The 22,314-nt window shown below is 70.8% G+C and carries 21 protein-coding genes and 1 pseudogene; 11 read left to right on the top strand and 11 right to left on the bottom strand.

The window, feature by feature from the left end; genetic code table 11:
• Window positions 1-69: 69 nt before the first annotated feature.
• The 4 genes from ACVCAG_RS43080 to ACVCAG_RS43065 form a co-directional block, all read right to left on the bottom strand.
• Entirely contained in the window at window positions 70-366 is a 297-nt protein-coding gene (locus ACVCAG_RS43080; RefSeq protein WP_440089109.1) for a hypothetical protein, read from the bottom strand.
• A gap of 40 nt (window positions 367-406) precedes the next feature.
• Window positions 407-637 (bottom strand): hypothetical protein, encoded by a 231-nt coding sequence (locus tag ACVCAG_RS43075; protein ID WP_440089110.1) that lies wholly within the window; start codon window positions 635-637, stop codon window positions 407-409.
• A 246-nt stretch (window positions 638-883) separates the two neighbouring features.
• Window positions 884-2,104 carry an MFS transporter gene (locus ACVCAG_RS43070; RefSeq protein WP_440089112.1) on the bottom strand — a complete coding sequence of 407 codons (1,221 nt, stop codon included), beginning with the start codon at window positions 2,102-2,104 and terminating at the stop codon, window positions 884-886.
• 142 nt (window positions 2,105-2,246) lie between these two features.
• Window positions 2,247-3,521, bottom strand: coding sequence for an MFS transporter (locus ACVCAG_RS43065; protein ID WP_447191529.1), 1,275 nt, complete (start codon window positions 3,519-3,521; stop codon window positions 2,247-2,249).
• 54 nt (window positions 3,522-3,575) lie between these two features.
• Here ACVCAG_RS43065 and ACVCAG_RS43060 point away from each other — a divergent pair, with 54 nt between their 5' ends.
• On the top strand, window positions 3,576-4,853 hold the full coding sequence (locus ACVCAG_RS43060) for a substrate-binding domain-containing protein (protein ID WP_440089115.1): 1,278 nt from the start codon (window positions 3,576-3,578) through the stop codon (window positions 4,851-4,853).
• A gap of 20 nt (window positions 4,854-4,873) precedes the next feature.
• On the opposite strand, the gene ACVCAG_RS43055 is transcribed toward ACVCAG_RS43060, so the two are convergent.
• The 4 genes and pseudogenes from ACVCAG_RS43055 to ACVCAG_RS43040 form a co-directional block, all read right to left on the bottom strand.
• Entirely contained in the window at window positions 4,874-5,137 is a 264-nt protein-coding gene (locus ACVCAG_RS43055) for a hypothetical protein (protein WP_440089116.1), read from the bottom strand.
• A gap of 105 nt (window positions 5,138-5,242) precedes the next feature.
• Window positions 5,243-5,491, bottom strand: a complete 249-nt coding sequence (locus ACVCAG_RS43050) for a zinc ribbon domain-containing protein (RefSeq protein WP_447191532.1) — start codon at window positions 5,489-5,491, stop codon at window positions 5,243-5,245.
• A gap of 235 nt (window positions 5,492-5,726) precedes the next feature.
• Window positions 5,727-5,921, bottom strand: a complete 195-nt coding sequence (locus ACVCAG_RS43045) for an HNH endonuclease (RefSeq protein WP_440089118.1) — start codon at window positions 5,919-5,921, stop codon at window positions 5,727-5,729.
• A 2-nt stretch (window positions 5,922-5,923) separates the two neighbouring features.
• A pseudogene (locus tag ACVCAG_RS43040) lies at window positions 5,924-6,507 on the bottom strand (transposase family protein); the annotation flags it as partial.
• A 90-nt stretch (window positions 6,508-6,597) separates the two neighbouring features.
• Here ACVCAG_RS43040 and ACVCAG_RS43035 point away from each other — a divergent pair.
• From ACVCAG_RS43035 to ACVCAG_RS43000, 8 genes are all read left to right on the top strand, one after another.
• Window positions 6,598-6,867: a hypothetical protein gene (locus tag ACVCAG_RS43035; protein WP_362698125.1), complete on the top strand. Its 270-nt coding sequence runs from the start codon at window positions 6,598-6,600 to the stop codon at window positions 6,865-6,867.
• Window positions 6,860-7,300 (top strand): hypothetical protein, encoded by a 441-nt coding sequence (locus ACVCAG_RS43030; RefSeq protein ID WP_440089120.1) that lies wholly within the window; start codon window positions 6,860-6,862, stop codon window positions 7,298-7,300. Before ACVCAG_RS43035 ends, ACVCAG_RS43030 begins: the two co-directional genes overlap by 8 nt.
• Window positions 7,301-8,220: 920 nt before the next feature.
• On the top strand, window positions 8,221-8,550 hold the full coding sequence (locus ACVCAG_RS43025; RefSeq protein ID WP_362698131.1) for a PadR family transcriptional regulator: 330 nt from the start codon (window positions 8,221-8,223) through the stop codon (window positions 8,548-8,550).
• Between the two features lie 2 nt (window positions 8,551-8,552).
• Complete coding sequence (locus ACVCAG_RS43020; protein WP_440089122.1) at window positions 8,553-8,945, top strand: DUF1048 domain-containing protein; 393 nt, start codon at window positions 8,553-8,555, stop codon at window positions 8,943-8,945.
• A 23-nt stretch (window positions 8,946-8,968) separates the two neighbouring features.
• On the top strand, window positions 8,969-9,796 hold the full coding sequence (locus ACVCAG_RS43015; RefSeq protein ID WP_440089124.1) for an ATP-binding cassette domain-containing protein: 828 nt from the start codon (window positions 8,969-8,971) through the stop codon (window positions 9,794-9,796).
• Window positions 9,793-10,554 carry an ABC transporter permease gene (locus tag ACVCAG_RS43010; protein WP_440089125.1) on the top strand — a complete coding sequence of 254 codons (762 nt, stop codon included), beginning with the start codon at window positions 9,793-9,795 and terminating at the stop codon, window positions 10,552-10,554. Before ACVCAG_RS43015 ends, ACVCAG_RS43010 begins: the two co-directional genes overlap by 4 nt.
• A 158-nt stretch (window positions 10,555-10,712) precedes the next feature.
• Complete coding sequence (locus ACVCAG_RS43005; protein WP_440089127.1) at window positions 10,713-12,002, top strand: serine hydrolase; 1,290 nt, start codon at window positions 10,713-10,715, stop codon at window positions 12,000-12,002.
• 121 nt (window positions 12,003-12,123) lie between these two features.
• Complete coding sequence (locus tag ACVCAG_RS43000) at window positions 12,124-13,074, top strand: alpha/beta fold hydrolase (protein WP_440089129.1); 951 nt, start codon at window positions 12,124-12,126, stop codon at window positions 13,072-13,074.
• 189 nt (window positions 13,075-13,263) lie between these two features.
• Here ACVCAG_RS43000 and ACVCAG_RS42995 read toward each other — a convergent pair whose 3' ends face one another.
• Both ACVCAG_RS42995 and ACVCAG_RS42990 read right to left on the bottom strand, forming a co-directional pair.
• Window positions 13,264-14,031, bottom strand: a complete 768-nt coding sequence (locus ACVCAG_RS42995; protein WP_440089130.1) for a group II truncated hemoglobin — start codon at window positions 14,029-14,031, stop codon at window positions 13,264-13,266.
• A gap of 353 nt (window positions 14,032-14,384) precedes the next feature.
• Entirely contained in the window at window positions 14,385-15,719 is a 1,335-nt protein-coding gene (locus ACVCAG_RS42990) for a hypothetical protein (protein ID WP_440089131.1), read from the bottom strand.
• A 295-nt stretch (window positions 15,720-16,014) separates the two neighbouring features.
• Between ACVCAG_RS42990 and ACVCAG_RS42985 the strand changes: the two genes are divergently transcribed.
• Both ACVCAG_RS42985 and ACVCAG_RS42980 read left to right on the top strand, forming a co-directional pair.
• Window positions 16,015-19,860: a S8 family peptidase gene (locus tag ACVCAG_RS42985; RefSeq protein ID WP_447191528.1), complete on the top strand. Its 3,846-nt coding sequence runs from the start codon at window positions 16,015-16,017 to the stop codon at window positions 19,858-19,860.
• A gap of 495 nt (window positions 19,861-20,355) precedes the next feature.
• Window positions 20,356-20,637, top strand: coding sequence for a hypothetical protein (locus tag ACVCAG_RS42980; RefSeq protein ID WP_440089133.1), 282 nt, complete (start codon window positions 20,356-20,358; stop codon window positions 20,635-20,637).
• 37 nt (window positions 20,638-20,674) lie between these two features.
• Here ACVCAG_RS42980 and ACVCAG_RS42975 read toward each other — a convergent pair whose 3' ends face one another.
• A complete protein-coding gene (locus tag ACVCAG_RS42975) occupies window positions 20,675-22,048 on the bottom strand; it encodes a serine hydrolase (RefSeq protein ID WP_440089134.1) in 1,374 nt (457 codons plus the stop codon).
• Window positions 22,049-22,314: the final 266 nt, after the last annotated feature.

The raw sequence follows: 22,314 nt of genomic DNA, 5'->3' as shown, positions 1-22,314 counted from the left end.
CCGCCGGCGCCCGGTTGCCGGGCACGCTCCACGGATCGTGTCGAGGCGGAGCCGTGTCCTGCCGCGACCTCAGCCGCGCGCGCGGATCAGCATGACCAGCCCGGCGACGAACGACCCGAGCAGGGCCGGCGACAGGATCGCGAGGCCGCCCCACACGAAGAGGCCGAGATAGCCGAGCGCGGACGAACCGTACGCCGGGTCGGCATCGGCGGCCGCGAACAGCCCCAGTCCGAGGACGACACCGGCCACCGTGAGCGCGATCGGCGTCCACAGGAGCACGCGGGCCCACACACGGTACCTCCGACTGTAGACACGCCGGGCCGACGGCACGTTCGGCTGCGGGGGAAACCCGACGGATTCGCTCATGCCGCATTTGTACCAGCCCGCGTGGGTCCCGCACCGCGGTTCAGCGGCCCTGGCGGCCTTCACGTTCCCGGTGGGCCCTGGCTTCCCGACGGCGTAGGTTGACCCGGCCCAGCCATTCGTAGATCGCGTCGTACCCCGCCATGCCGAGCGCGATCAGGCCCAGGAGGCCGGTGATCACCGTGACCGGGATCAGGTTCAGCGCCCTGCACAGCACAGCCACGACCAGGAGCCCGACGCCGATACCGAGGCTCCACCTCCCAAGGCCGCTCATGCCGCCACCAGCTCTCCGGGCAGCGCCCGCAGCCCGTTCGTCCCGACTTCCTGGAGTGTGTGTGTCACCGGTGTCCGTTCGTCGTCGTGCCCGTTGCCCCGCGGAGTATGGATCATAGAAGATCCCCATACCGGGCGTGTTCGGCCGTTCCGACAACGCCGGATTCATCGGACATGACCTGGCTGTACCGTCCCGGCGGGTCGGTGACACGGCTGACGGGTGGTTGACCTCCCAGCGCGGTGCCTCTCAGGCCGCGGAGACCAGGTCGCGCGCCGGGGCGCGGTCGGCCCCCGGCCGCAGGCGGCGCAGGAAGACCAGCACGAGCAGGGCGGCCAGGCCGGTGGTGACCGGGGGGACGAGGAAGGCGAACGCCGCGCCGAAGCGGTCCACGAGCTGGCCCGCGACGGCCGCGCCCGCGGCGATGCCCACGCCGACGGAGCCGTTGAGCCAGGTGAAGGCCTCGGTCCTCACCTCCGCCGGGATGAGGCCCTCGACCAGGGTGTAGCCGGTGATGACGGCCGGGGCGATGACGAACCCGGCCACGGCGGCTCCGGCGTACAGCAACGCGACGGATCCGGCGAGCGTCAGGGCGACGGTGGCCGCGGAGAGCAGGCCGAAGGCGGCGACCAGCCTGACCGGGGCGCCGACCCGCCAGCGGACCACGCCGTAGAGGATGCCCCCGACGAAACTGGCGCCGGAGAAGCTCGCGTAGACCGGTCCGGCGGCGCCGGCCTGGCCGAGGGCCGCGGTGTAGGAGGTGACGCCGACCTGGAGGCTGCCGAAGACGGTGCCGAGGGCGACGAAGGCCAGCGCGAGCACGGCCACCCCGCGCAGCCGCAGCACGCCGCGCTGGGAACGGACCAGGACCGGCATCGGTTCGGGGGCACCCCTGCGGACCCCGGCGAACGCGAGCGTCCCCACCACGACCATCACCAGCGCCACCGACAGTGCCCATACCGGTGAGAACCCGGTCGAGATGGCCACGAGCAGCACCGGAGCGAGGGTGAAGGTCAGCTCGTCGGTGATGGACTCGAGGGCGAAGGCCGTGTCCAGCCTGCCCGACCCGCCGAGCACGTGCGCCCAGCGGGCGCGGACCATCGAGCCGACCTGCGGCATCGTCGCCCCGGCCAGCGCCGAGACGACCACCAGCGAGACCGCGGAGGCGTGCACCGAGGCGAGCACGAGCAGGACGCCCAGCGCGACGGCGTGCACGACGACCTGCGGGACCAGCACCCTCGCCTGGCCGTACCGGTCGGCGAGCCGCCCGGTGCGCGGGCCGACCAGCGCGGGCGCCACCGCGGCCACGGCGGCGGCGACCCCGGCCGCGCCGTACGAGCCGGTGGACCAGTGCACGAGCAGCAGCACGCCGAGCTGGAGCATCGCGTTCGGAAGGCGCGCGACGAAGGCGGGAAGCAGGAAGCGCCAGGCTCCGGGCGAGCCGAGCACGGCGACGTACGAGGTCAACATCTCTCCGTCCATCATCCAGACGGAGACTCCGCCCGGTTCGGGAGCCCACCGGGGTGGCGGGCTTCGACCGGGGTTGATACCGCTTTCGCGGCCGCCGAGCGGTCATCGTGCGCGTCCATCCTGAACGCACCGACGAGCCACCTTATGCCATGAACCTCCCTTCCCTCACATGCGACGGCTGAGGGGTGTGCGGAGACGAGTCCCACGGGGAACCGTCACCGACGGCCGAGCGCAGCGACGGCCAGGTGAGGACCGCGAGGGCGACGGCCAGCGCGGCGACGGCCACCATCGCCCCCGGCAGGCCGGTCCCCTCGGCCCAGCGCCCGACGTAGACCGGACCGGCGAGGAACCCCAGGTAGGCCACTGTGGTGACCACGGACGTCGCCCTCCCCCTCGCCGCCTCGCCCACGTGCGCCGCGACGACACCCATCAGCATGGGGAAGAGCACCGCCGTGCCGGCGGCGGCCAGGGCCAGTCCCAGCAGGACCGCCGGGACGGCCGTCGCGACGGACACCAGCGCGGTCCCGGCGGCGGCCGTCGCGGCGCCGCAGACGAGCACGGTCGCGGCGTGCCGGGAGCCGACCGCGCCGGCCGCGAAGCGGGTGAGGGCGACGACGGCGGCGAAGACCGCCGGACCTGCCGCCGCGAGCGCGGGACCCGCGCCGGCCACGTCGGCCAGGTAGACCGCACCCCAGCTCTGGTGGGCGTTCTCCACCGCGAAGGCGAGCGCGCCGAGGCCGCCGACCACGAGCAGCGGGAACAGGCGCACAGCGTGCCCCCTGTGCCCTCGGTGCCCCCGCCGCTCGCCGTCCCGGGCGGCCCCCGCCGCGTCCGGGACGATCCTCCCGACGGCCGAGGCGGCCCGCCGGTCGGCCAGGACGCCGAGGGCCGCGCCGGCCGCGGCCCCCGCGACCAGCAGGAACGGCACGACGACCGGCAGTCCCAGGCCGCCGAGCAACAGCCCGGTGGAGAGGCTGCCGGCCACCACCATGGCGGAGAAGGTGCCGTGCGCGCGGGTGATGACCGGCCGGCCGGACGTCCGCTCCGCCGAGGCCGCCGCCGAGTTGATCGCGACGTCGGCCGCCCCCGAGGAGGCGCCGAGCAGCGCCAGCCCCGCCGACAGGCTCCAGAAGTCGCGTCCCGCCACGGCCACCAGCGTCCCCACCGCGCCGAGCGTCACCAGCAGGAACGCGGCCACCCGGAGCCCCCAGCGGTCGACCGCCCTGCCGGTGACGAGCATCGCGGGCAGCGCCCCCGCCCCGACGAACAGCAGCGCCGTGCCCAGCTGCCCGTCGCTCAGCTGCGCCTGAGCACGGATCGCGGGCACCGAGGCACCCCACACTCCCCAGAAAGCACCGAAGGCGGCGAACCCCATGTAAGCGGTACGCGCCCGAACTCCGCCCATTCCTCCTGACATGTGTGTAACGATACACAAATCAGCTGTGTATCGATACACAGATATCCTCGACCCATGAGCGAACGGGCGGCGCGACGCCGGGTGACCATGGCCGAGGTCGCCCGCGCGGCAGGGGTGTCGGTGATGACCGTCTCGTACGCCTACGGCCGGCCGGGCCGGGTCTCCGACGAGGCGCGGGCCAAGGTCCGCGAGGCCGCCGAGCGTCTCGGCTACCCGGGCCCGCACCCCGGCGCGCGCTCGCTGCGCAGCGGCCGGACCGGCAACCTGGGCGTCGTCCTGGGCGAGCACCTCACCTACGCCTTCGACGACCCGCAGGCGACCCGCTTCCTGTCCGGCGTCGCGCAGGTCTGCGCCGACCACGGCATGGCGCTCACACTCGTCCCCGTCACCGGAAGCCCCTCCGACGTCGACCGGGTCACCGAGGCGGCCGTCGACGCCTTCGTGGTCTGGACGACCGCCGACGACGACCCCGTCATCGACGCCATCTCCGCCACCGGCCTGCCCGCCGTGGTCCACGGGGGCCCGCGCCGCGACGGCCTCTCCTTCGTCGCCGCCGACGACCGGGCCGCGGCGGCGGCCGTCGGCCGCGAGGTCTTCGCGGGGGCGCGGCGGCCCGGGGTGCTGAGCTTCCCCCTCGACCGCGACCGAATCCCCCGGGTCGCCTTCGGCACGGCCGCTCCCCGCCCGCTCCCCGGAACCGGCCATCCCGGGGGAGGCCATCCCGGGGGCGTCACCCCCTCCCCCGCCCTCCCCGATCCCGGGCGTACTCCTCCTGCGGATCGCGGTCGAGTTCCCGCTGCCGCGCCGTCCGATCCCGTCCGTGCCCCCGTCGCCCCCGTCACCCCCGTCCCCGCGACCCTCGACCCGAACAACGCGTCCGCGGGAGTCGACCCCGACGCCTCGACCTTCCGGGTCACCCGGCAGCGCCTGCGCGGTTACCGCGACGCCTGGGCCGAGGCCGGTGGCGACTGGTCACAGGTCCTGGTCGCCGTCTGCTCCACCAACAGCGCGCACGAGGCCGAGGCCGTCGCGGCAGAGCTGCTCACCGGTCCGTACGCCTGCGACGCGATCGCCGCGATGAGCGACGAGCTGGCCCTCGGCGCGCTGCGCACCGCCACCGGGCTGGGCTTGGACGTCCCCGGCGACCTCGCCCTCAGCGGCTGGGACGACTCCGACGCGGCCACCTCCGCCGGACTCACCACGATCGCCCAGTCCCTGCGCGACCAGGGCGCCCGCTGCGCCCGCACCGCCCTCGGCCACCCCGCCCCCACCGACCGGGGCACCGACGTCTCCTGGCACCTGGTCAGCCGCGCCTCCACCCGGCGCCCCTGAAAGACGGACGCGGCACGGCGTCACCGAGCCGCCGGAGTGAGGAGCCGTTTCAGCAGGGGCGCCAGCGGATGTTCGACCAGGGCGTGGATGGCGTAGGCCCCCAGGCGCATCAGCACCAGCAGGCCGGCCAGCAGGACGTAGCGTGGCACGCTGTCGCCGAGCCGATCGAAGACGATGAAACCGATGTGCGCGTGGATCAGGTACAGCGGGTAGGCCAGAGCTCCGGCGACGGCGAACCAGGGACGTCCGAGACGTCGGGTGGCGCGGAGCGAGACGAGGAACATCACGATGAAGATCGCGACGATGACGGCGACGACGACACCACTGTCGATATCGGTGTGTTGACGCGCTCCCCGGCCTGAAAGGCCGGGGATTCAGTCCGTGCCGCGTCACGCAGCACCTCTGAGGCTTCCTGCTTCGTCGACCCACGCCACCGCGAGCGGTGGTCCTACCAAGTCTCCACAGGCGTTTGACGTCTCCGCCTCCCGCCGCGTCCCAGCGGCGACGATTCGTCGTCCTTCGGCCAGCACATTGATCGCCGCGTTCACATCCCGGTCGTGGGCCGCGCCACAGGCACAGATCCACGACCGGACATCCAGCGGCATCGAGGTGGCGAGGCTTTCGCACGTCGAGCACAGCTTCGAGCTGGGGAACCAGCGGTCGATCCTGGCAAGGTCCGCCCGTACCGCCTCGCCTTTTACTCCAGCATGGCCACGAACTGTGACCAGCCCGCGTCGTGCACGCTCTTGGCCAGCTTCGTGCGCGCCAGACCCGACACCGCCAAGTTCTCCACGTACAGTCGGGTAGCCGGAGCGCATTGCTGCGCCCCGGCCCCCTCAGAACCGGGCATGCGAGCTTTCCCCGCACCACGGCTCAAGCAAGCCCCAGGGGCGTTGCGGGTTCCTGTTTCCGGGTTCGGTTGCCATCACCTGCGTGATGCTGACGGTGGCAATCGGCGTATACGAGGCGAAGATTGCTCCTCTCGTCCGTTCCGCCGTCGCGCCGGTATACGAAGTGGTGCTTGTTAAGCGCCTTCTTCGACGCCTCGAACCATTGAACCTTTTTCATCCTCAGGCGGTTTGTGCGACGCGGTGGTTTTGAAGGACGGCGATGGCCTTGCACAGGTGGCCGGCCTTGCCGGGGCTACAGCGTAGCTTCCGGAGGATCTTCCAGCTCTTCAGCTGGGCATTGGCGCGTTCGCCGGGTCCGCGGAGCTTGGCATGGGAACGGTTGGCCTGTTTCTGTGACGCGGGCTTGTTCTTGCCCTTGTACGGGGTGGCGAGTGGGCCCCCGACTCCCTGATACGCCTTGTCGGCCAGGGTGATGATTCCCACCCGCTCCAGCGCACGCAGGATGCCCCAGATGCGGGCAGCGCTCAGATCATGTGCCTTGCCCAGCAGGGCCCCGGAGGTCCACAGGATCGCCCGGCCGGCGAGGCGATGACCTGGACGTTCATTCCGTGCACGCGGTGCTTGCCGAGAAGCACGGCCGGTCGGCCTTGATCCGGCCGGTGTGGATCAGCGTGCCGTCCAGCACCAGGTAGCACAACCCGTCCCGCCTGGCCTTGCGCAGCGCCTGGCCGAGCTTGGGCGAGCGCGCCGAACAGCAACGCCACCGCCTCCTGCACGTATCGCCACGCGGTTGCCGTCGACACCCCGATTTCACCCCGGTCTCCGGACCGGCCTCATTGCGGCCGGCGGAGTTTCTCCTGCCCAGCCAACACCATTTGAGTATGATGACGAGTATGAGCGGAGAGAAGAAGGAACGAATCACGATCACCGTCGACCCCGACGTCGCTAGATACGCCGAACACCTGGTTGCCACCGGCAAAGCAACCAGCGTCGCCGCCGTCTTCAACGACTCCGTCGCCGCCAAACGCATCGCCGACCAGCACGGCCTAGCCCTCCTGCGGGAACGCGCCCGCAGCGCCGACCCCGACCGGGTGGCGCGCATGCGGCGGCACGTGAACCTCCAACTCGCCGAGCAAGGGTTCCCGGCGGCGCCCGGTGAGTGACTTCACCCCCACCCCCTACATCCTCGACTCCAGCGTCCTCGTCGATGTCGCCCGCGGTGACGCCGATCTGATCGGCTTCCTACAGGATTTCGACCGGGCAGGTCACTCCCTGGTCATCCCGTCCCTCACGGCGGCCGGCGCCTTACTTGACAGCCAGGGTCTTCCTGACGCACAGGCGCTCCTCACCGGCCTGGCCGCGTTCGAACGCACCACCGTTGCTCCGCTTGATGGCATCCCCCAGGCCGCGAAACTTGCCGCCATGGTAAATCTCATGTCGTCAACCGAGCTCAACTTGTTCGACGCCCACGCGGCCGCGATCGCTGATGTGGCGATCTGCCCGATCCTCACGCTCAAAGCCTCTATGTGGGCGTGGCTGTCGAGCACCCTGGACGCGCCGCTGCACATCATCGAGATCGCTGACCCAGACCAGTAAGGAGAACACCTCTCACGATCGAGCACTCCGTCGCCTTCCAGCACGAACGGCAAGCACGGGCTCCAGACCGCATGTTTCACCCCGGTCTCCGGACCGGTCTCATTGCGGCGCGATCAGCGTGGCCGAGCATCAGCAGACGGCGCGGTGTTTCACTCCGGTCTCATTGCGGCTCGTAGCTTTCGGCGATGATCGCCGTGATGGTCACCTCGTTTCACTCCGGTCTCCGGACCGGTCTCATTGCGGCTAATGATGGAGCTCGTCCCACTATCAGGTAGTCAATGTTTCACTCCAGTCTTCGAATCTGGTCTCGTTGCAGCAGACTCAACAATTAGGACGACTCCGACACCTCCGGTTTCACCACCGTCGCCCAGTCCCTCCGCGACCAGGGCGCCCGCTGCGCCCGTACTGCCCTCGGCCACCTCACCTCGGCCGACCGGGACACCGAGGTCGCCTGGCACCTGGTCGGCCGCGAATCCACCCGGCGCCCCTGAACGGGCCGGTGACGAAGGCCACGCCGGGCGGTGCGCCAGGCCGACGGAGGTCCGGCGACGATCGGACCTGACGCGGTGTCGCGTCAGCGGCCGTGTCAGCACGGCGGCGGCCCGGTATCAGGGCGGTCGGCGATCGTGAATGCCATGAACGGTTCAGTGATCGCGGAATTCGCGGCCGTGCTCGTGGTCGCCGGTGCTCCCGTCGTGTCCGCGTCGGCGAGGCCGGGAATCGCGGTCTCCGGCGCGCTGACGCGACCTCTTCTCTCCCGAGGAACGGCGAGCCCGCTCGCGAGCGGCGATCAGGTCACACGCACCCACACGCTCACGGTCCGGTCTCGCGTCTCAGCTATTTAGTGTTGCTATGTACCGGTAGTCAGTGTTACTTTGTACCAGTAGTCAGCGACATTAAGTAGCTGGAGGGGGTGCCCCATGAGCAAGCAGCTGACGGAGATGCTCAAGGGAACGCTGGAGGGCATCGTCCTCGCGATCTTGTCCGGTCGGCCCGCGTACGGCTACGAGATCACGGCGTGGTTGCGGGACCAGGGCTTCTCCGACATCGCCGAGGGCACCGTCTACGCCCTGCTCGTCAGGATCGAGCGGCGCGGTCTCGTCGACGTGGAGAAGGTCCCGTCCGAGAAGGGGCCGCCGCGCAAGGTGTACTCCCTGAACGCTCAGGGACGTGAATATCTCGAAGAGTTCTGGAGGAACTGGAGCTTCCTCGCAGAACGGCTCGAACAGCTCCACGAAGGAGGCAACTAGACATGGAAACAGGGTCGAACGAGCCGAAGAGCCGCTACCGGCAGTACCTGGAGGTGGTCACAGGGCCGCTCGAGGACAAGAAGCGCTACCGGCAGTACAAGGCGCGCGTCAGACAGCTTCCCGAGGACTATCGCGCGGCGGTCGAGGCGCTGGAGCGGTACCTGATGCACTTCGGGCCGGGGGACAGCTCCGACGCGGCCTCGATGTACGACGACCTCGCCGACCTGTTCGAACAGAGCGTGGCGAGCGGAACCCCGATCCGCGAAATCGTCGGGGAGAACCCCGTGGAGTTCGTCGAGGCGTTCCTCCAGAACTACCCGGGGGGTCAGTGGATCAACCGGGAGCGGGAACGGCTGACCGACGCCATCGATCGCGTCACGGGCGACAAGCCGTGACCAGGCAGAGAACGGATGTACGGATGACAACCGATCAGGTCCAGGGGCCCGCGATCCACGTGCGGGGCCTGGAGAAGTCGTACAAGGAGCTGCGTGTGCTGCGCGGCGTGGACTTCGAGGTGGCGCGGGGCAGCATCTTCGCCCTGCTCGGCTCGAACGGGGCGGGCAAGACCACGGTCGTGAGAATCCTGTCCACCCTGCTCAAGGCCGACGCGGGCACGGCCGGCGTCAACGGCTTCGACGTCGCCACGCAGGCGGCGGACGTGCGGGAGTCCATCAGCCTCACCGGGCAGTTCGCCGCCGTGGACGAGATCCTCAGCGGGCGGGAGAACCTCGTGCTGGTCGCCCGGTTACGGCACCTCAAGGATCCGGGCAGGATCGCCGACGACCTGCTCACCCGTTTCTCGCTGACCGACGCGGGCGCGCGGAAGGCGTCGACGTACTCGGGTGGCATGCGCCGCCGCCTCGACATCGCGATGAGCCTCATCGGGAACCCGCCGGTCATCTTCCTCGACGAGCCGACGACCGGGCTCGACCCCCAGGCGCGCATCGAGGTGTGGCAGGCCGTCAGGGAGCTCGCCGCCCAGGGTACGACGGTGCTGCTCACCACGCAGTATCTGGACGAGGCCGAGCAACTCGCCGACCGGATCGCGATCCTCCACGAGGGCCGGGTCATCGTGAACGGCACCCTCACCGAGCTCAAGCAGCTGCTCCCACCCGCCAAGGTCGAGTACGTCGAGAAGCAGCCGACCCTGGAGGACGTCTTCCTCTCCCTCGTCGGCGCCGACGGCAAGGACGCGACGCCGGCGACGACCGCAACGCCGGCACAGACGAGTAAGGAACAACGATGAACAGGCATTTCCTCGGCGACACCGCCGTCCTGCTGGGACGATCCCTGCGCCACATCGCGCGCAGCCCGGACACCATCATCACGACCGCGATCATGCCGATCGCCATGATGCTGATGTTCGTCTACGTGTTCGGCGGCGCGATCAGAACGGGGTCGGGTTCGTACGTGAACTACATGCTGCCCGGCATCCTGCTCATCACGGTCGCCTCGGGCATCGCCTACACCGCGTTCCGGCTGTTCATGGACATGAAGGGCGGGATCTTCGAGCGCTTCCAGTCCATGCCGATCGCACGCTCGTCGGTGCTGTGGGCACACGTGCTGACCTCGCTGGTCGCCAACGTGATCTCGCTCGTGGTGGTCGTGCTCGTCGCCCTGCTCATGGGCTTCCGCTCTGCGGCGGGAGTGCCGGCGTGGCTCGCGGTCGCGGGCATCCTGATCCTGTTCACCCTGGCGTTGACGTGGATCGCCGTCATCCCCGGCCTGTCCGCCAAGACCATGGAGGGCGCGAGCGCGTTCTCCTACCCGCTCATCTTCCTGCCGTTCCTCAGCTCGGCGTTCGTGCCCACCGACACCATGCCCGGCCCGGTGCGCTTCTTCGCCGAGCACCAGCCGGTGACGTCCATCGTCAACGCCATCCGCGACCTGTTCACCCAGCAGCCGGTCGGCACCGACATCTGGATCGCCCTCGGCTGGTGCGTCGGCATCCTCGTCGTCGCGTACGTCTTCGCCATGAACACCTACCGCCGCAAGATCTCCTAGGGCCGTGCCGATCGAGTCCGTCCTGATCCGGCTCGACGTGGCGCCTCCCACGCCGCGCCCGGCCGTACCGGCCGAAGAGGTCGCCCCGCCCCATCCCCATCGCCCCCGATTCGCTCGGCGAGCTCTTCGCCCGAGTGCGACACCAGAGACGAGGAACCATGAGAACCCCATTCCCAACAGCGACTGCGACGACCAGGGCGCGCATCTCCGGCGTGCACCGGCGCCCGGTCATCCGCGGCGAGGTCCTCCGGCGAGTGGCGGTCACGGCGCTGGCGGCCGTGCTGCTGGCCGGGGCGGCCACACCCGGGGTGGCCACCGCGGACGGCAGGCCGGCGCCGAAAGCCGCTGCCGGGCAGGATCGCCCGGAGCTGCGGAAGGCCGTCCAGGAATTCGTCGATGCCGGTTACGCCGGAATGCAGATGCGCGTGCACGATCAGCGGGGCGAGTGGGCCGGCAGCGCCGGGGTGCGCAAGCTGGGCCGGAGCGCCAAGCCGCCGACAGACGGCCACTTCCGGATCGGCAGCGCCACCAAGACCTTCGTCGCCACCCTGGTGCTGCAACTGGTGGCCGAGGGCAAGGTCGGGCTGGACGACGCGGTGGCCGACTACCTGCCCCGGTTCAAGCTGGACCGGCGGATCACGGTGCGGATGCTGTTGCAGCACACCAGCGGGTTGTTCAACTACACCGGCGAGTACTACGACGACGGGACGGTCGTGCCCGGGATCCCCTGGCAGGGCCAGGAGTGGGTGGACGAGCGGTTCCACACCTACCGGCCCGAGGAGCTGGTACGGCTGGCGTTGTCCAAGCCGGCGAAGTTCGCGCCGGGAACGAACTGGAGCTACTCCAACACCAACTACGTGCTGGCCGGACTGCTGATCGAGAAGGTCACCGGCCGCTCCTACGCCGAGGAGATGAAGCGGCGGATCCTGCGGCCGCTCGGCCTGCGGGGCACCGTGGTGCCGGGTGCCCGGCCGGGGATCCCCGGGCCGCACGCCCACGGCTACCACCGCTACCAGGACGCCGGCCAGTGGAAGGTGGTCGACGTCACCCGCCAGAACCCCTCCTGGAGCTTCGGCGCCGGTGAGATGATCTCGACCACCAGGGATCTCCACACGTTCTTCTCCGCGCTGCAGAGCGGCAGGCTCCTGCCGGCGCCGCTGCTGGCCGAGATGCGCGAGCCGCACCCCGGGAGCGACGGCCTCTTCGGCCGCTACGGCCTCGGGCTGTACGTGCAGGACACGGGCCCGGGCTGCGTCGGCACCGTCCTCAACCACAACGGCGGCGTCAACGGCTACGGGGCGCTGATGTACAGCACGCCCGACGGCAGCAGGACCCTGACCGCCTCGATCACCGCCGGGGACGCCGCGATCGACCCGGCGCAGGTGTTCCCGAAGGCGCTGGAAAAGCTCCTCAAGGAGGTGTTCTGCGACGGGCGGACCGCAGGCTGACGGGACCGGGCCAGCCGGACATCAGAAACAAAAACGCGATTATCATTATACCATGAATTACCGCAAATAGCACATTAATTGCGATTTGCCCCACATAAAAGAAATCGATAAATTCGCGCTCGTGAAGGCGAACGAAGAGAAGTTTGTCGTGTCCGGCGATGTGCGGCTGTGGACGGAACGGTTCGGCGATCCGCGAGATCCCGCGGTGCTGCTCGTCATGGGCACCTCCACGATGGGAATGGGCTGGCCGGACGAACTGGTGGAGGCCCTCCTCGAAGGCGGGCTGCAGGTGATCCGTTTCGACCATCGCGACACCGGGCGGTCCGACCGCGTGGACTTCGCGACGCACCCCTACACGCTGGCGGACATGGCCGGTGACGCGACAGCCGTGCTGGACGGGCACGGGGTGGCCGCCGCGCACGTCGTGGGAGCCTCGCTCGGCGGCGCGATCGGGCAGTGGCTGGCGGTGCACCGCCCCGAGCGCGTGCTCACCCTCACCGCGATCATGACCGGTCCGATGGGCCACAGCGCGGGGCCCGCCTTCGCCCGGGCCTTCGCCGGGCAGGATCCCGACCCCGACGACCTGCCGCCGCCCACGCCTCGGTTCCTCCAGCACCTCGTCCGGCTGGCGACCTCACCCCCGGCCACCCGCGAGGAGCACATCGCGGCCGGCATGGAGACCTGGCGCGTGCTGAACGGCGACGTCCTGCCCTTCGACGAGCGGGCCGCGCGACGGCTCGTCGAGGCCGCGAGCGAGCTGGGCGACCCGCGCGCCGCGGCCAACCACGACCTGGCCGGGAAGGTGATGACCGAGGACAGGCTCGCGCCGCTTTCCGCCGTCACCGCGCCGACACTGGTCGTGCACGGTACCGAGGACCCCCTCCGCCCGCTGCCGCACGGCGAGGCGGTCGCCGCGCAGATCCCGCACGCGCGCCTGGTGGCCGTGCCCGGCATGGGGCACGGCTTCTTCTCCCCCCTGCTGCCCCGCCGGGTCGGCGAGATCATCCGCGACCACATCTCTCTCGCCGGACGCGGAGAGCGGGAGGTCGGCTCACACAGTCCTGGGTCCTGAGGCCCAGCCCGAGTTCCTCGGCCCTTTCCGCCGGTCGACACCGAAGTAGGAGTACGCCCCGCGGTTGCCGGGAACGGCGGGGAGACCGCCTGCGGCTCCGCGCCGTCCGGCGCGGAGCCGGGGTCACGGCCGGTACGGCGGGATGACTCTCCCGTGGCGGTCGTCCGCAACCCCGACCAGGATCCGGGGTCACGGCCGGTACGGCGGGGCGACCCCCCAGCCCCAGCGCGGGACCGGCGCCTGCGAGGGCGGGGTGGCGCCCGGCTGGGAGTTCTGTACCGCGAGGCGGGTGCCCCACTCGATGTATCCGGCGAACGCCGCCCGGAACTCGGGGTCGGCGGGGAGTCCCACCTCGTCGGCCGCGTCCATCAACAGGCTCACCCACCTGCGGCGCTGCCGCTCGGTGAGGTGCTTGCCGAGATGCTGGGAGAGCATGTGCGCATAGCCCCCGCGCTCGCGGGTGTAGCGGTCGGGACCGCCGAAGACCTCCGCCAGCCACAGCGCGACATGGTGCGGATGGTCCGGATCCATGTGCGCGAACAGCGGGCCGATCACCTCGTCCTCGCGCACGTGGCCGTAGAACGTCTCGGTCAGCCGCTCGAACGCCGTCGCGCCGCCCGCCCAGTCGAACAGCGTCGGCTCGGTCTTGTTGAGCACCGGCTCGTAGTGCCGCATCTCCTCGATGTCCGCGACGTACGGCTTTATCTCGGCGAAGAACTCCGTGAAGTGCTCGCTGTTACGGAAGCCCTCCAGGTGACCCTTGGCGGAGGTCCAGACGATGCGCAGGATGTAGACGCCCGGCTCGTCGGCACATCTCGACAGCTCGTAGTCCAGGCACTGGGGCGCTCTGCCCAACGGCACCGCCGCCCGGCGGTAGGCGGCCTCGAACTCCTCGGCCCGGGGGACGCGGTAACGGATGTACTCAACGATCATCGTCTCCACTTTCTGAGTGATCAAGTAAGCATGTAATCATCCTATGCGGCCGACGATCATCACCGGAAGGGCCGATACCCGCTCCACCTCACCGGAGCCGGCTCCGGGCGGCCATGGTTCCTCAACCCACGCCATCAACTTCTGACAGCGGTTGGGAACCCCGAGCACGCACGTTTCTCCTGGGGGTTCCCAACCTCAAACAAATAGCCATGAGGTCAAACCGGACACTTTTCCAGCATGAAATTGGCCGCTTTCCGCTATACGGCCGGCTCGCGAACCGTTTCGCTCCGATATCCGGACCGGTCTCATCACGGCCCCTCGATAAGCTCTCCGGTGGCAATGACGGCGAGCGTTTCACTCCGGCCTTCGCGCTGGTCTCATTCGGTCGCCGTCTCGCCCGTTGCGTCTGCCTGTTCGGGACGGGCGCGACGGTCTCGGCGGTGCCGTACCAAGGAAGGCAGCCAAGGCGCGACGCCGATGACGAGCAGCAAGGCCAGCAGTGGCGTGCGCCACCAGGGCGAGATGCTCGCCGGTGGCGGGGAGGGTGGTGAGGCCACCCATGGGCGTGCGGTCTTCGACCAGGCCAGGAACGCGTCGCCGATCGGGAGGAGGCCGAAGGCGTACCTCTTGGTCCACGGGGTGTCGATCGGCAGGCCGGCCAGTTCGCCGTAGTTCGCCAGGGCTCCGGCGAGGGGGGCGTCGCCGTGGACCTGGGCCGCGCCGAGGGCGACCGCGGTCGCCGACAGGCTCACGCCGAGCGGGAGAGGGCCGGAGTCGACGTCGCCAGGGCCGTCCATGCCGACGGGATACTCGCGTACGGCCGGGCCGAGGCCGAGCGGGGAGACGACGTAGTGGTCGCGGAAGCGCCGGTACTGGTCGGCGGCGAAGGCCGGGTCGATCTCGACGAGGAAGCGCTGGCCGAGGCTCTGCGAGCTGCCCCTGGCCACCTCGGCCGGGGCGCCGGTGCCGGGGTCGGCCTCGTGCGGGAGCAGGCCGGTGCGGGGATCGAGCCGCCGGCGTACCGCCTGGAGCCATCGCTCGGCGGTACCGGCATACCGGGACGGCAGCAGCGTGTCGTGCAGCCGCAGCGACGCCATGGCCACGGTCGAGTCGACCGGCCACGCCTTCCCGGGGTAGGCCTCCAGGTAGGGCGACTCCGACGCGCCGAACGCCTCGGCGAGCGCGACGGAGTCGTCGGCGAACCGGCGCAGCTCGGCCGGGTCGCGTCGCTCGGGCGGTTGCAGGGCGAGCGTCCCGCCGCGCAGCCAGTTGGTCCAGCCCCGGTAGAAGACGCCGTGCGGCGGGGTGAGGTCCGGGCTGAACGGGGCGCGGCCGGACGGTGATTCCAGCCGGGCCAGCGCCCAGCGCGCTTCCCGCAGCGCCGCCGACCGCTCGCCGGGCGGTTCGCGCATGCCGAGCTCGACCCGGCTCAGGCCGTACAGCGCGTGCAGGAAGAAGTACCCCTCGGGGAACAGGCTCTGCGCCTGGTCACCGGCACCGCCGTCGAGCGCCGCCCGCAGGAACGTCAGCTGCCGCCGGACTCCGGGCGGCTCGCCGGTCGTGCTCGCGGTGGCGGGCGCTACGAGCCGTACCGTGCCCAGCAGCGCGCAGACGGCGACCGCGACGGCGACCAGCCGCCGCAGCACCCGGCCTGCCCTCGGACGCGTTCTCGGGGGCGGTGTCACCTGCGCCGTGGAGGGCGGCTCGAGCATCTGTCGATCTTAGTTCGGCGCGCGGTCAGGTACATGGCCAAGCGGGCAAACGGGCAATCAGGCGCGTGGCCACGTGGGCGTTCCACCGAGCGACCGCCCACGTTCCGGGCCGTCGTCCGGGATGTCGTTCCAGGACATCGGGTCGCGCCGCCCGTGGCTTCCCCGGGCGTCGCGCCTCCCTGTCGGGATTACGACATGTCCTAAATTAGCCATACGGAATTGTTGATATACGCCCGTTTTATCCCGAATCATGGCCCTTGATCTTTTGTACCATCGCCACTTCGGGAGAAACTCCTTGCACGGCACTCCCCCCCGGAGGCACGGGCTGCTCGCCCTCGCCTCCGCGCTCACGGTTCTCCTCACGGCCTCGCCGGTCTCGGCCGCCGTCACCGGATCCGCCGGCGCGACGACTCCCGCGACCTCCGTGACCTCCGCGAAAGCCTTCGCGCGAACGTCCGCGACCGCTTCCGGGGACACCCCGGCGAAGCCCGCCGCCAAGGCCGCCGGGACCCGGTTCACCGTCACCCTGATCACCGGGGACAAGGTCGCGCTCGCGCGGGTGGCCGGCGCCCTGACCGTCGTGTCGGTCACGGGCCCGGACGGCGGGCGCGTCGGCGCCCGGGTCAGCACCGTCGACGACCACCTCTACGTGTATCCCGACTCGGCCGCGAGGTACGTCGGCGCGGGGCTCCTCGACGAGGGGCTCTTCGACGTCACGCGGCTCGTGGAGTACGGCTACGACGACGCGCGCAGCGACCACCTCCCCCTGATCGTCACCTACACCGACGACGCGGTGGGCAGGCGCGCGGAGAAGGTGCCGGGCGGGGCGGAGAAGGTCCGTACGCTCAGCAGCATCCAGGGCGCCGCGCTGTCCGCGGGCCGTGACGGCGCGGCGGGCTTCTGGACCTCGCTCACCGGGTCGGACCCGCGGGCGGAGTCGCGTACCGCGACCGGCGCTCCCTCCCTCACCTCGGGGATCGCCAAGGTCTGGCTCGACGGCAAGGCCAGGGCGAACCTGGCCGACACCGTCGCGCAGACCGGCGCCCCCGAGGTGTGGGCGGCCGGGAACACCGGCGAGGGGGTGAAGGTCGCCGTCCTCGACACCGGGGTCGACGCCGACCATCCCGATCTCAGGGACCGGGTCAAGAACACCGCCACCTTCGTCCCCGGCGAGGACGTCAAGGACCGCCACGGCCACGGCACGCACGTGGCCTCGACGATCGCCGGCACCGGCGCCGCCTCCGCGGGCCTGGAGAAGGGCGTCGCCCCCGGCGCGGACCTGCTGGTCGGCAAGGTCCTGGACAACCAGGGAAGCGGCCAGGACTCCTGGATCATCGCGGGCATGGAGTGGGCCGCCCGCGACCAGCGCGCCAAGATCGTCAGCATGAGCCTCGGCGGCGGGCCCACGGACGGCACCGACCCGCTCAGCCGGGCCGTCAACGAGCTCAGCGCCGAGACCGGCGCGCTGTTCACCATCGCGGCCGGCAACTCAGGCCCCGAGGAGAGCACGGTGAGCGCGCCGAGCACCGCGGACGCCGCGCTGTCGGTCGCCGCGGTGAGCGTCGCCCCGAAGGGCACGGCGCTGGCGCCGTTCTCCAGCCGGGGCCCCCGCGTGGAGGACTTCGGCCTCAAGCCGGAGATCGCCGCACCGGGCGTGGACGTGCTGGCGGCCAGGTCGCAGTACGCCACCGAGGGCGAGGGCTCGTACCAGACGATGAGCGGCACCTCGATGGCCACCCCGCACGTCGCGGGAGCGGCGGCCCTGCTGTCGAAGGCCCACCCCGGCTGGACCGGGCAGCAGCTCAAGGACGCCCTGGTCAGCAGCAGCAGGCTCCTGCCGCAGTTCAGCGCCTACCAGGTCGGCGGCGGCATGCTCGACGTCGCGGCGGCCACGCGGAACACCGTCTTCGCCACCGCCACCGCCCAGGTCAAGGTCCGGTGGCCCTACGCCCCCGGCCAGAAGGGCGAGCAGCCGGTCACCTACACCAACATCGGGGAGAACCCGGTCACCCTCGACCTCGCGGTCACCGGCGGGGCACCCGAGGGCCTGTTCGACCTGTCCGCGGCCCAGGTCACGGTACCGGCGCGCGGCACCGCCACGGTGAACGTGGTCCTGAACGTCGACCGGGCCGAGCTCGACGGCCACCTCAGCGCGCGGCTCGACGCGAGGGACGCCGAGGGCGCCCTGCTGGCCCACACCGCGATCGGCTTCTACAAGGAGGGCGAGCGGGCGAAGCTCACCGTGCACGCCAGGGACCGCGCGGGCAAGCCCCTCGCCGGGGACCTGATGATCTCCCGGGATCTGCCCGACGGGCACCAGACGCTCGAGTACCACGGGGTCGACCCGTCCGGCACCGCCGAGCTGCGGCTGCCGACCGGCGACTACGCCCTGTGGATGTGGGGCGACGTGGAAGGCGTCAACGGCGCGTACTCCCTGGGCAGGGTGCTGCTCGGCAAGCCGAAGATCTCCCTCACCGGTGACACGCGGATCACCCTGGACGCCTCCGCCGCGCGCCAGGTCACATCCGTCCTGCCGTCCGGCAGGGACCAGGCGCGGACCACGACGATGGCCAGGATGGACTTCTACCGGGGGTTCGGCAACGGCGCCGTGAGCGATTCCTACCTTCCCGGCGTGCAGCACGACAGCCTCTGGGTACTGCCCACCGGCGCGAAGGTCACCGACGGGAAGCTGACGTTCGCCGCGCGCTGGCGCGACGAGCAGCCCCGCCTGGCGGTCTCCTCCGAGACGGAGGACTTCGACGACCTGCTGATCCAGACCCGTTCCAAGCCGCTGCCCGAGGGCCGCTGGACCTACGGCTCGGTCTTCGCCGGCGCGGGATCCGCGGCGGAGTTCGCCGGGGTGAAGGCGTCGGGCAAGGTCGCCGTGGTGCGATGGAGCGAGTCCGTCACCCCGGAGGCGCAGGCCGACGCGGCGGCGAAGGCGGGGGCGAAGCTCCTGCTGATCGTCAACCCCGGCCGCGGCCGGCTCGACGCCTGGGACGCGGTGCAGACCGACGCCCCGCTGGCCGTGGCGTCGATCACCCGCGACGAGGGCGAGCGGCTCGTCACCCGCCTCCAGCGCGGCTCGGTGCCGCTGCGCGTCGTCTCCCACCCGACCGTCGCCTACCTCTACGACCTCGTCCACAAGTGGGAGGGGGCCGTCCCGGCCGACCCGACCTACCGTCCGCGCAAGAGCGACCTGGCCCGCGTCGACGTCTCGCTCGACAACCACAGGCAGCAGGCGGCCGTGGAGACCCGCATCGACCTCCAGGACGGCCTGCGCTCCGGGTTCAGCGGTTACACCAGCGCGCTGCCCGCGCAGAGCAGGCGTACCGACTGGGTCTCCACCGACGACTCCGTCCGCTGGCACGAGTCGCTGTACGTCATCCCCGACGAGACCCAGCAGAGCTCGGACATCCTCACCTACCAGGGCGGTACGACCAGCGAGGCACGGTGGCTCGGCCCGGTCCAGCGCCCCCGGATGAACACGGCGTCCCTGCTGCCGACCCGCGCGGGCGACGGGCTGGTCGCCATCGTGCCCTCCTGGGGAGCCTCGGGCGGCAGCCACGCGGGTGAGGCGCTCTTCAACCCGAACGCCACGCAGACCCTCTCGCTCTACCAGGGCGACACCCTCCTGGAACAGGCGAAGACCGAACGGCTCGACCGTACGCTGATGCTGGCACCGATCGTCAGCCCCGACCGGCTGCCCTACCGCCTGGTCAACGAGGCGTCCCGCGACGCCTCGGTGTACCCGTACTCGACCCGCACCCTGACCGAGTGGAACTTCACCTCGGGGTACGTCGAGAGCAACTCGACCAGGGACCTGCCGCTGATCCAGCTCGACTACGACGTCGACGTGGACCGGGCGGGCCGGGCCGGCCGCCGGGCCGAGCTGACCGTCACCCCGCTGCACCTGCCGTCGGTGGTGGACTCGGGCCGGATCGGCACCGCCACCCTGGACGTCTCCTACGACGACGGCGCCACCTGGAGCAGGGCGAGCCTCGATCACGACAAGAAGGGCTGGACGACGAAACTGCGCGCCCCGAGCGACGCCCGCACGGTCACCCTGCGCGCCGGCGCCCGCGACAGCGCGGGCAACAGCGTCACCCAGACCATCGTCCGGGCCTTCGGGCTGAGGTAACCGGAGACCTGAAGCAACCGGAGACCTGAGGTAGCCGGGGACGGCCGCCGGGGAGGAACCGGCGACGGACACCGGAGACGGACGGGCCCGCCGGGCCGGCCGGCTGGATCAGCCGGCCGGTTCCCCGCCGGGCCCGGTGCGAAAGCGCCCGGACCCACCCGCGTGCCGGGTGGGTCCGGGCGTACGCGTGTGAGCGCCGGGCGAGCGAACCGCCCCCGCGCGCGGGAGGTGCTTCGTTCCGGTCTCGCCGCGACCTCCACGGCTCGGGCGTCTTGCGGTCGGCGAGGAAAGTTTCATGCCATTCCTGGAATCCGGTCGCGTCGTGGCGTTCTCGACGAGCCGGAAACGGATCGTTCCATTCCGTCGCACGCTGCGGCTCAATTGTCAAAAGAACCCGTTACCCCTTTCGGGCCTCCTTCGCCGCCCTCTTGCGAGAGGCGTGAACCTTTCATTCAATGAGGGACGGCGATGATCGTACTTCGGAGGGGTCTTTCCATGGGAATTCGTACACGCGTGCTGTCGGCGGGGCTTTTCGCGGTAGCCGCCCTCGCGCTCACCGGCGGTGTGGCGGCGGCCGCGTCAGCTGGTCAGGGCACCGATTACACGAGCATCAGCGCGATGGACTACTGGCAGTATCACGACCATTACCAGACCCACGGCCAGTGCGTCGCCGTGGGCGAGGAATACCTGTGGCCGCACAATCCCGGCGGGGCCGACGACTACGAATGCCTGGCCTCCGGTGGCGGCTGGAACCTCTGGCTGATATTCGCGACCTGATCCGGGAAGCACACGGGCGACGGCGCCGGGCCGGGGTTCAGGCGACCTTGGGGGTTACGCGCATGCCGATGTACACGCATTCGGTGCCGTCGGTCAGGGTGGAGAAGACCACCGGAATGTGCTCCCCTCCGAAGGAGGGACCGCCGGAGGCGGCGAACACCGTCTCCGACACCGGCACCAGGTCCATCTCCAGGGGCGGGGAGAAGTCCTTCATGCCGTCGACGAACTCGTACCGGATGTGCGCGCCGTCGTCGTCCTGGGTGACGGTGGTGACGACGCCCTCGCGCCGGTAGGTGCCCACCAGCCGCGTCATGTCCACCGCGGGCGGGTTCGCCGCCGGTCCGAAGGCGTCCGGCATCCGCACCCCGGCCAGCTCGCCCAGCAGTTCCCGGAACAGGTCGGCGTACAGCCCGCCGGTGCCGCCGCCGTTGGCCAGCAGGACGACGGCCACTCCCGCGTGCGGGACGACGCGCAGGTAGGAGTACTGGCCGATCGCGGCGCCGTCGTGACCGAAGCCGGGGACGCCGTCCCAGTCGTACAGGGTCCAGCCCAGGCCCCAGCCGTCGGCGCTGACGGTCCACTTGTCCGGGCTGTCGACCACGCGCCGCCGCATCTCCGCGGCGGCGCCGGCGGACAGGACCCGGGTGCCGTCGGGGGCGACGCCGCCGTCCAGGTGTGCCCGCGCGAACCGGGCGACGTCGCCCGCGGAGACGATGACCCTGCCGTACGGCCCGGCGGAGCGCGGCATCAGGTCCCAGGCCGGGGCCGGGTCGGGGTCGGCGCCCGGCTCCCCCAGGTGACTCATGGCCACGCGGAACCGCAGCGCCTCCTCGGGCAGCGTCATCGAGTGCTCCAGCCCGAGCGGGGCGAGGAGCCGCTCCTTCAGCGCCCGGTCCCAGGTCAGGCCGGTCAGCACCTCGACGACACGGCCCAGCACGGCGTACCCGACGCTGCTGTACGACAGCGCCGTCCCGGGTGAGCAGTCCGGCGCCACTTCCCTGGCGGCCTCGACGTACCTGGCCAGGCAGTCGTCGCCACGGCCGGAGTCGTAGGTGAAGTCGCAGGTCAGCCCGCCGGTGTGACTGAGCAGCCGACGGATCGTGATCGTCTTCGTGGCCTCCGGATCCGGGGTGGCGAACTCCGGCAGCACGCTCACCACGGGCGTGTCGAGTTCCAGCTCACCGGAGTCGACCAGCTGCATCACCAGAGTCGCGGTGTAGACCTTGGCGAGCGAACCGGACAAGAACACCGAGTCGGTCGTCACCTCCACCCCGGTCGCCCGGTGCAACACACCACTCGCCAGTTCGTGGACGTTCCCGTCGACCAGCACGGCGAGCGACGCCCCCGGCACGTGGTGGGCGGCGCGAAGCTCGTCGAGCCGGGCCTGCCAGCGGGCGGAGTCGAAAGTCATGGGAGATCTCCTCGGTTCTGATGGCGCCGGACGCCGGGCGAGGCGTCCGCCGATCGGGCAGGAACGCGAGCCGGGGCATGCGGACAACGCCGGTGCCGTCGAAGCACCGGCCGGAAGGGGGGAGCCGCCCTCGGGGACGGCTTGACGGATCTCGACGAAGGGAGGACCCACCCTCGGGAGCGGGCCTGGCGGCTTCGCCGAAGGGGAGGAACGTCCTCACGGGACGGCCTCGTGGCTTCGGGTCGTTTCGGGCTGAGGGGGACCGC

This window comes from Streptosporangium sp. G12 (assembly GCF_052983175.1).
Note: the sequence above shows the minus strand (reverse complement) of the source record. Positions and strands in the feature narration are given on the sequence as shown.

Excerpts from the sequence above, each read along its gene's own strand:
- ACVCAG_RS43035 (WP_362698125.1), top strand. The coding sequence starts at position 6,598 with ATGAGCGGAGAGAAGAAGGAACGAATCACGATCACCGTCGACCCCGAC.
- ACVCAG_RS43080 (WP_440089109.1), bottom strand. The coding sequence starts at position 366 with ATGAGCGAATCCGTCGGGTTTCCCCCGCAGCCGAACGTGCCGTCGGCC.
- ACVCAG_RS43015 (WP_440089124.1), top strand. The coding sequence starts at position 8,969 with ATGACAACCGATCAGGTCCAGGGGCCCGCGATCCACGTGCGGGGCCTG.
- ACVCAG_RS42975 (WP_440089134.1), bottom strand. The coding sequence starts at position 22,048 with ATGACTTTCGACTCCGCCCGCTGGCAGGCCCGGCTCGACGAGCTTCGC.
- ACVCAG_RS43010 (WP_440089125.1), top strand. The coding sequence starts at position 9,793 with ATGAACAGGCATTTCCTCGGCGACACCGCCGTCCTGCTGGGACGATCC.
- ACVCAG_RS43045 (WP_440089118.1), bottom strand. The coding sequence starts at position 5,921 with ATGAAAAAGGTTCAATGGTTCGAGGCGTCGAAGAAGGCGCTTAACAAG.
- ACVCAG_RS43070 (WP_440089112.1), bottom strand. The coding sequence starts at position 2,104 with ATGTTGACCTCGTACGTCGCCGTGCTCGGCTCGCCCGGAGCCTGGCGC.
- ACVCAG_RS43065 (WP_447191529.1), bottom strand. The coding sequence starts at position 3,521 with ATGTCAGGAGGAATGGGCGGAGTTCGGGCGCGTACCGCTTACATGGGG.
- ACVCAG_RS43020 (WP_440089122.1), top strand. The coding sequence starts at position 8,553 with ATGGAAACAGGGTCGAACGAGCCGAAGAGCCGCTACCGGCAGTACCTG.
- ACVCAG_RS43025 (WP_362698131.1), top strand. The coding sequence starts at position 8,221 with ATGAGCAAGCAGCTGACGGAGATGCTCAAGGGAACGCTGGAGGGCATC.
- ACVCAG_RS43075 (WP_440089110.1), bottom strand. The coding sequence starts at position 637 with ATGAGCGGCCTTGGGAGGTGGAGCCTCGGTATCGGCGTCGGGCTCCTG.
- ACVCAG_RS43055 (WP_440089116.1), bottom strand. The coding sequence starts at position 5,137 with ATGTTCCTCGTCTCGCTCCGCGCCACCCGACGTCTCGGACGTCCCTGG.
- ACVCAG_RS42990 (WP_440089131.1), bottom strand. The coding sequence starts at position 15,719 with ATGCTCGAGCCGCCCTCCACGGCGCAGGTGACACCGCCCCCGAGAACG.
- ACVCAG_RS43005 (WP_440089127.1), top strand. The coding sequence starts at position 10,713 with ATGAGAACCCCATTCCCAACAGCGACTGCGACGACCAGGGCGCGCATC.
- ACVCAG_RS42980 (WP_440089133.1), top strand. The coding sequence starts at position 20,356 with ATGGGAATTCGTACACGCGTGCTGTCGGCGGGGCTTTTCGCGGTAGCC.
- ACVCAG_RS43060 (WP_440089115.1), top strand. The coding sequence starts at position 3,576 with ATGAGCGAACGGGCGGCGCGACGCCGGGTGACCATGGCCGAGGTCGCC.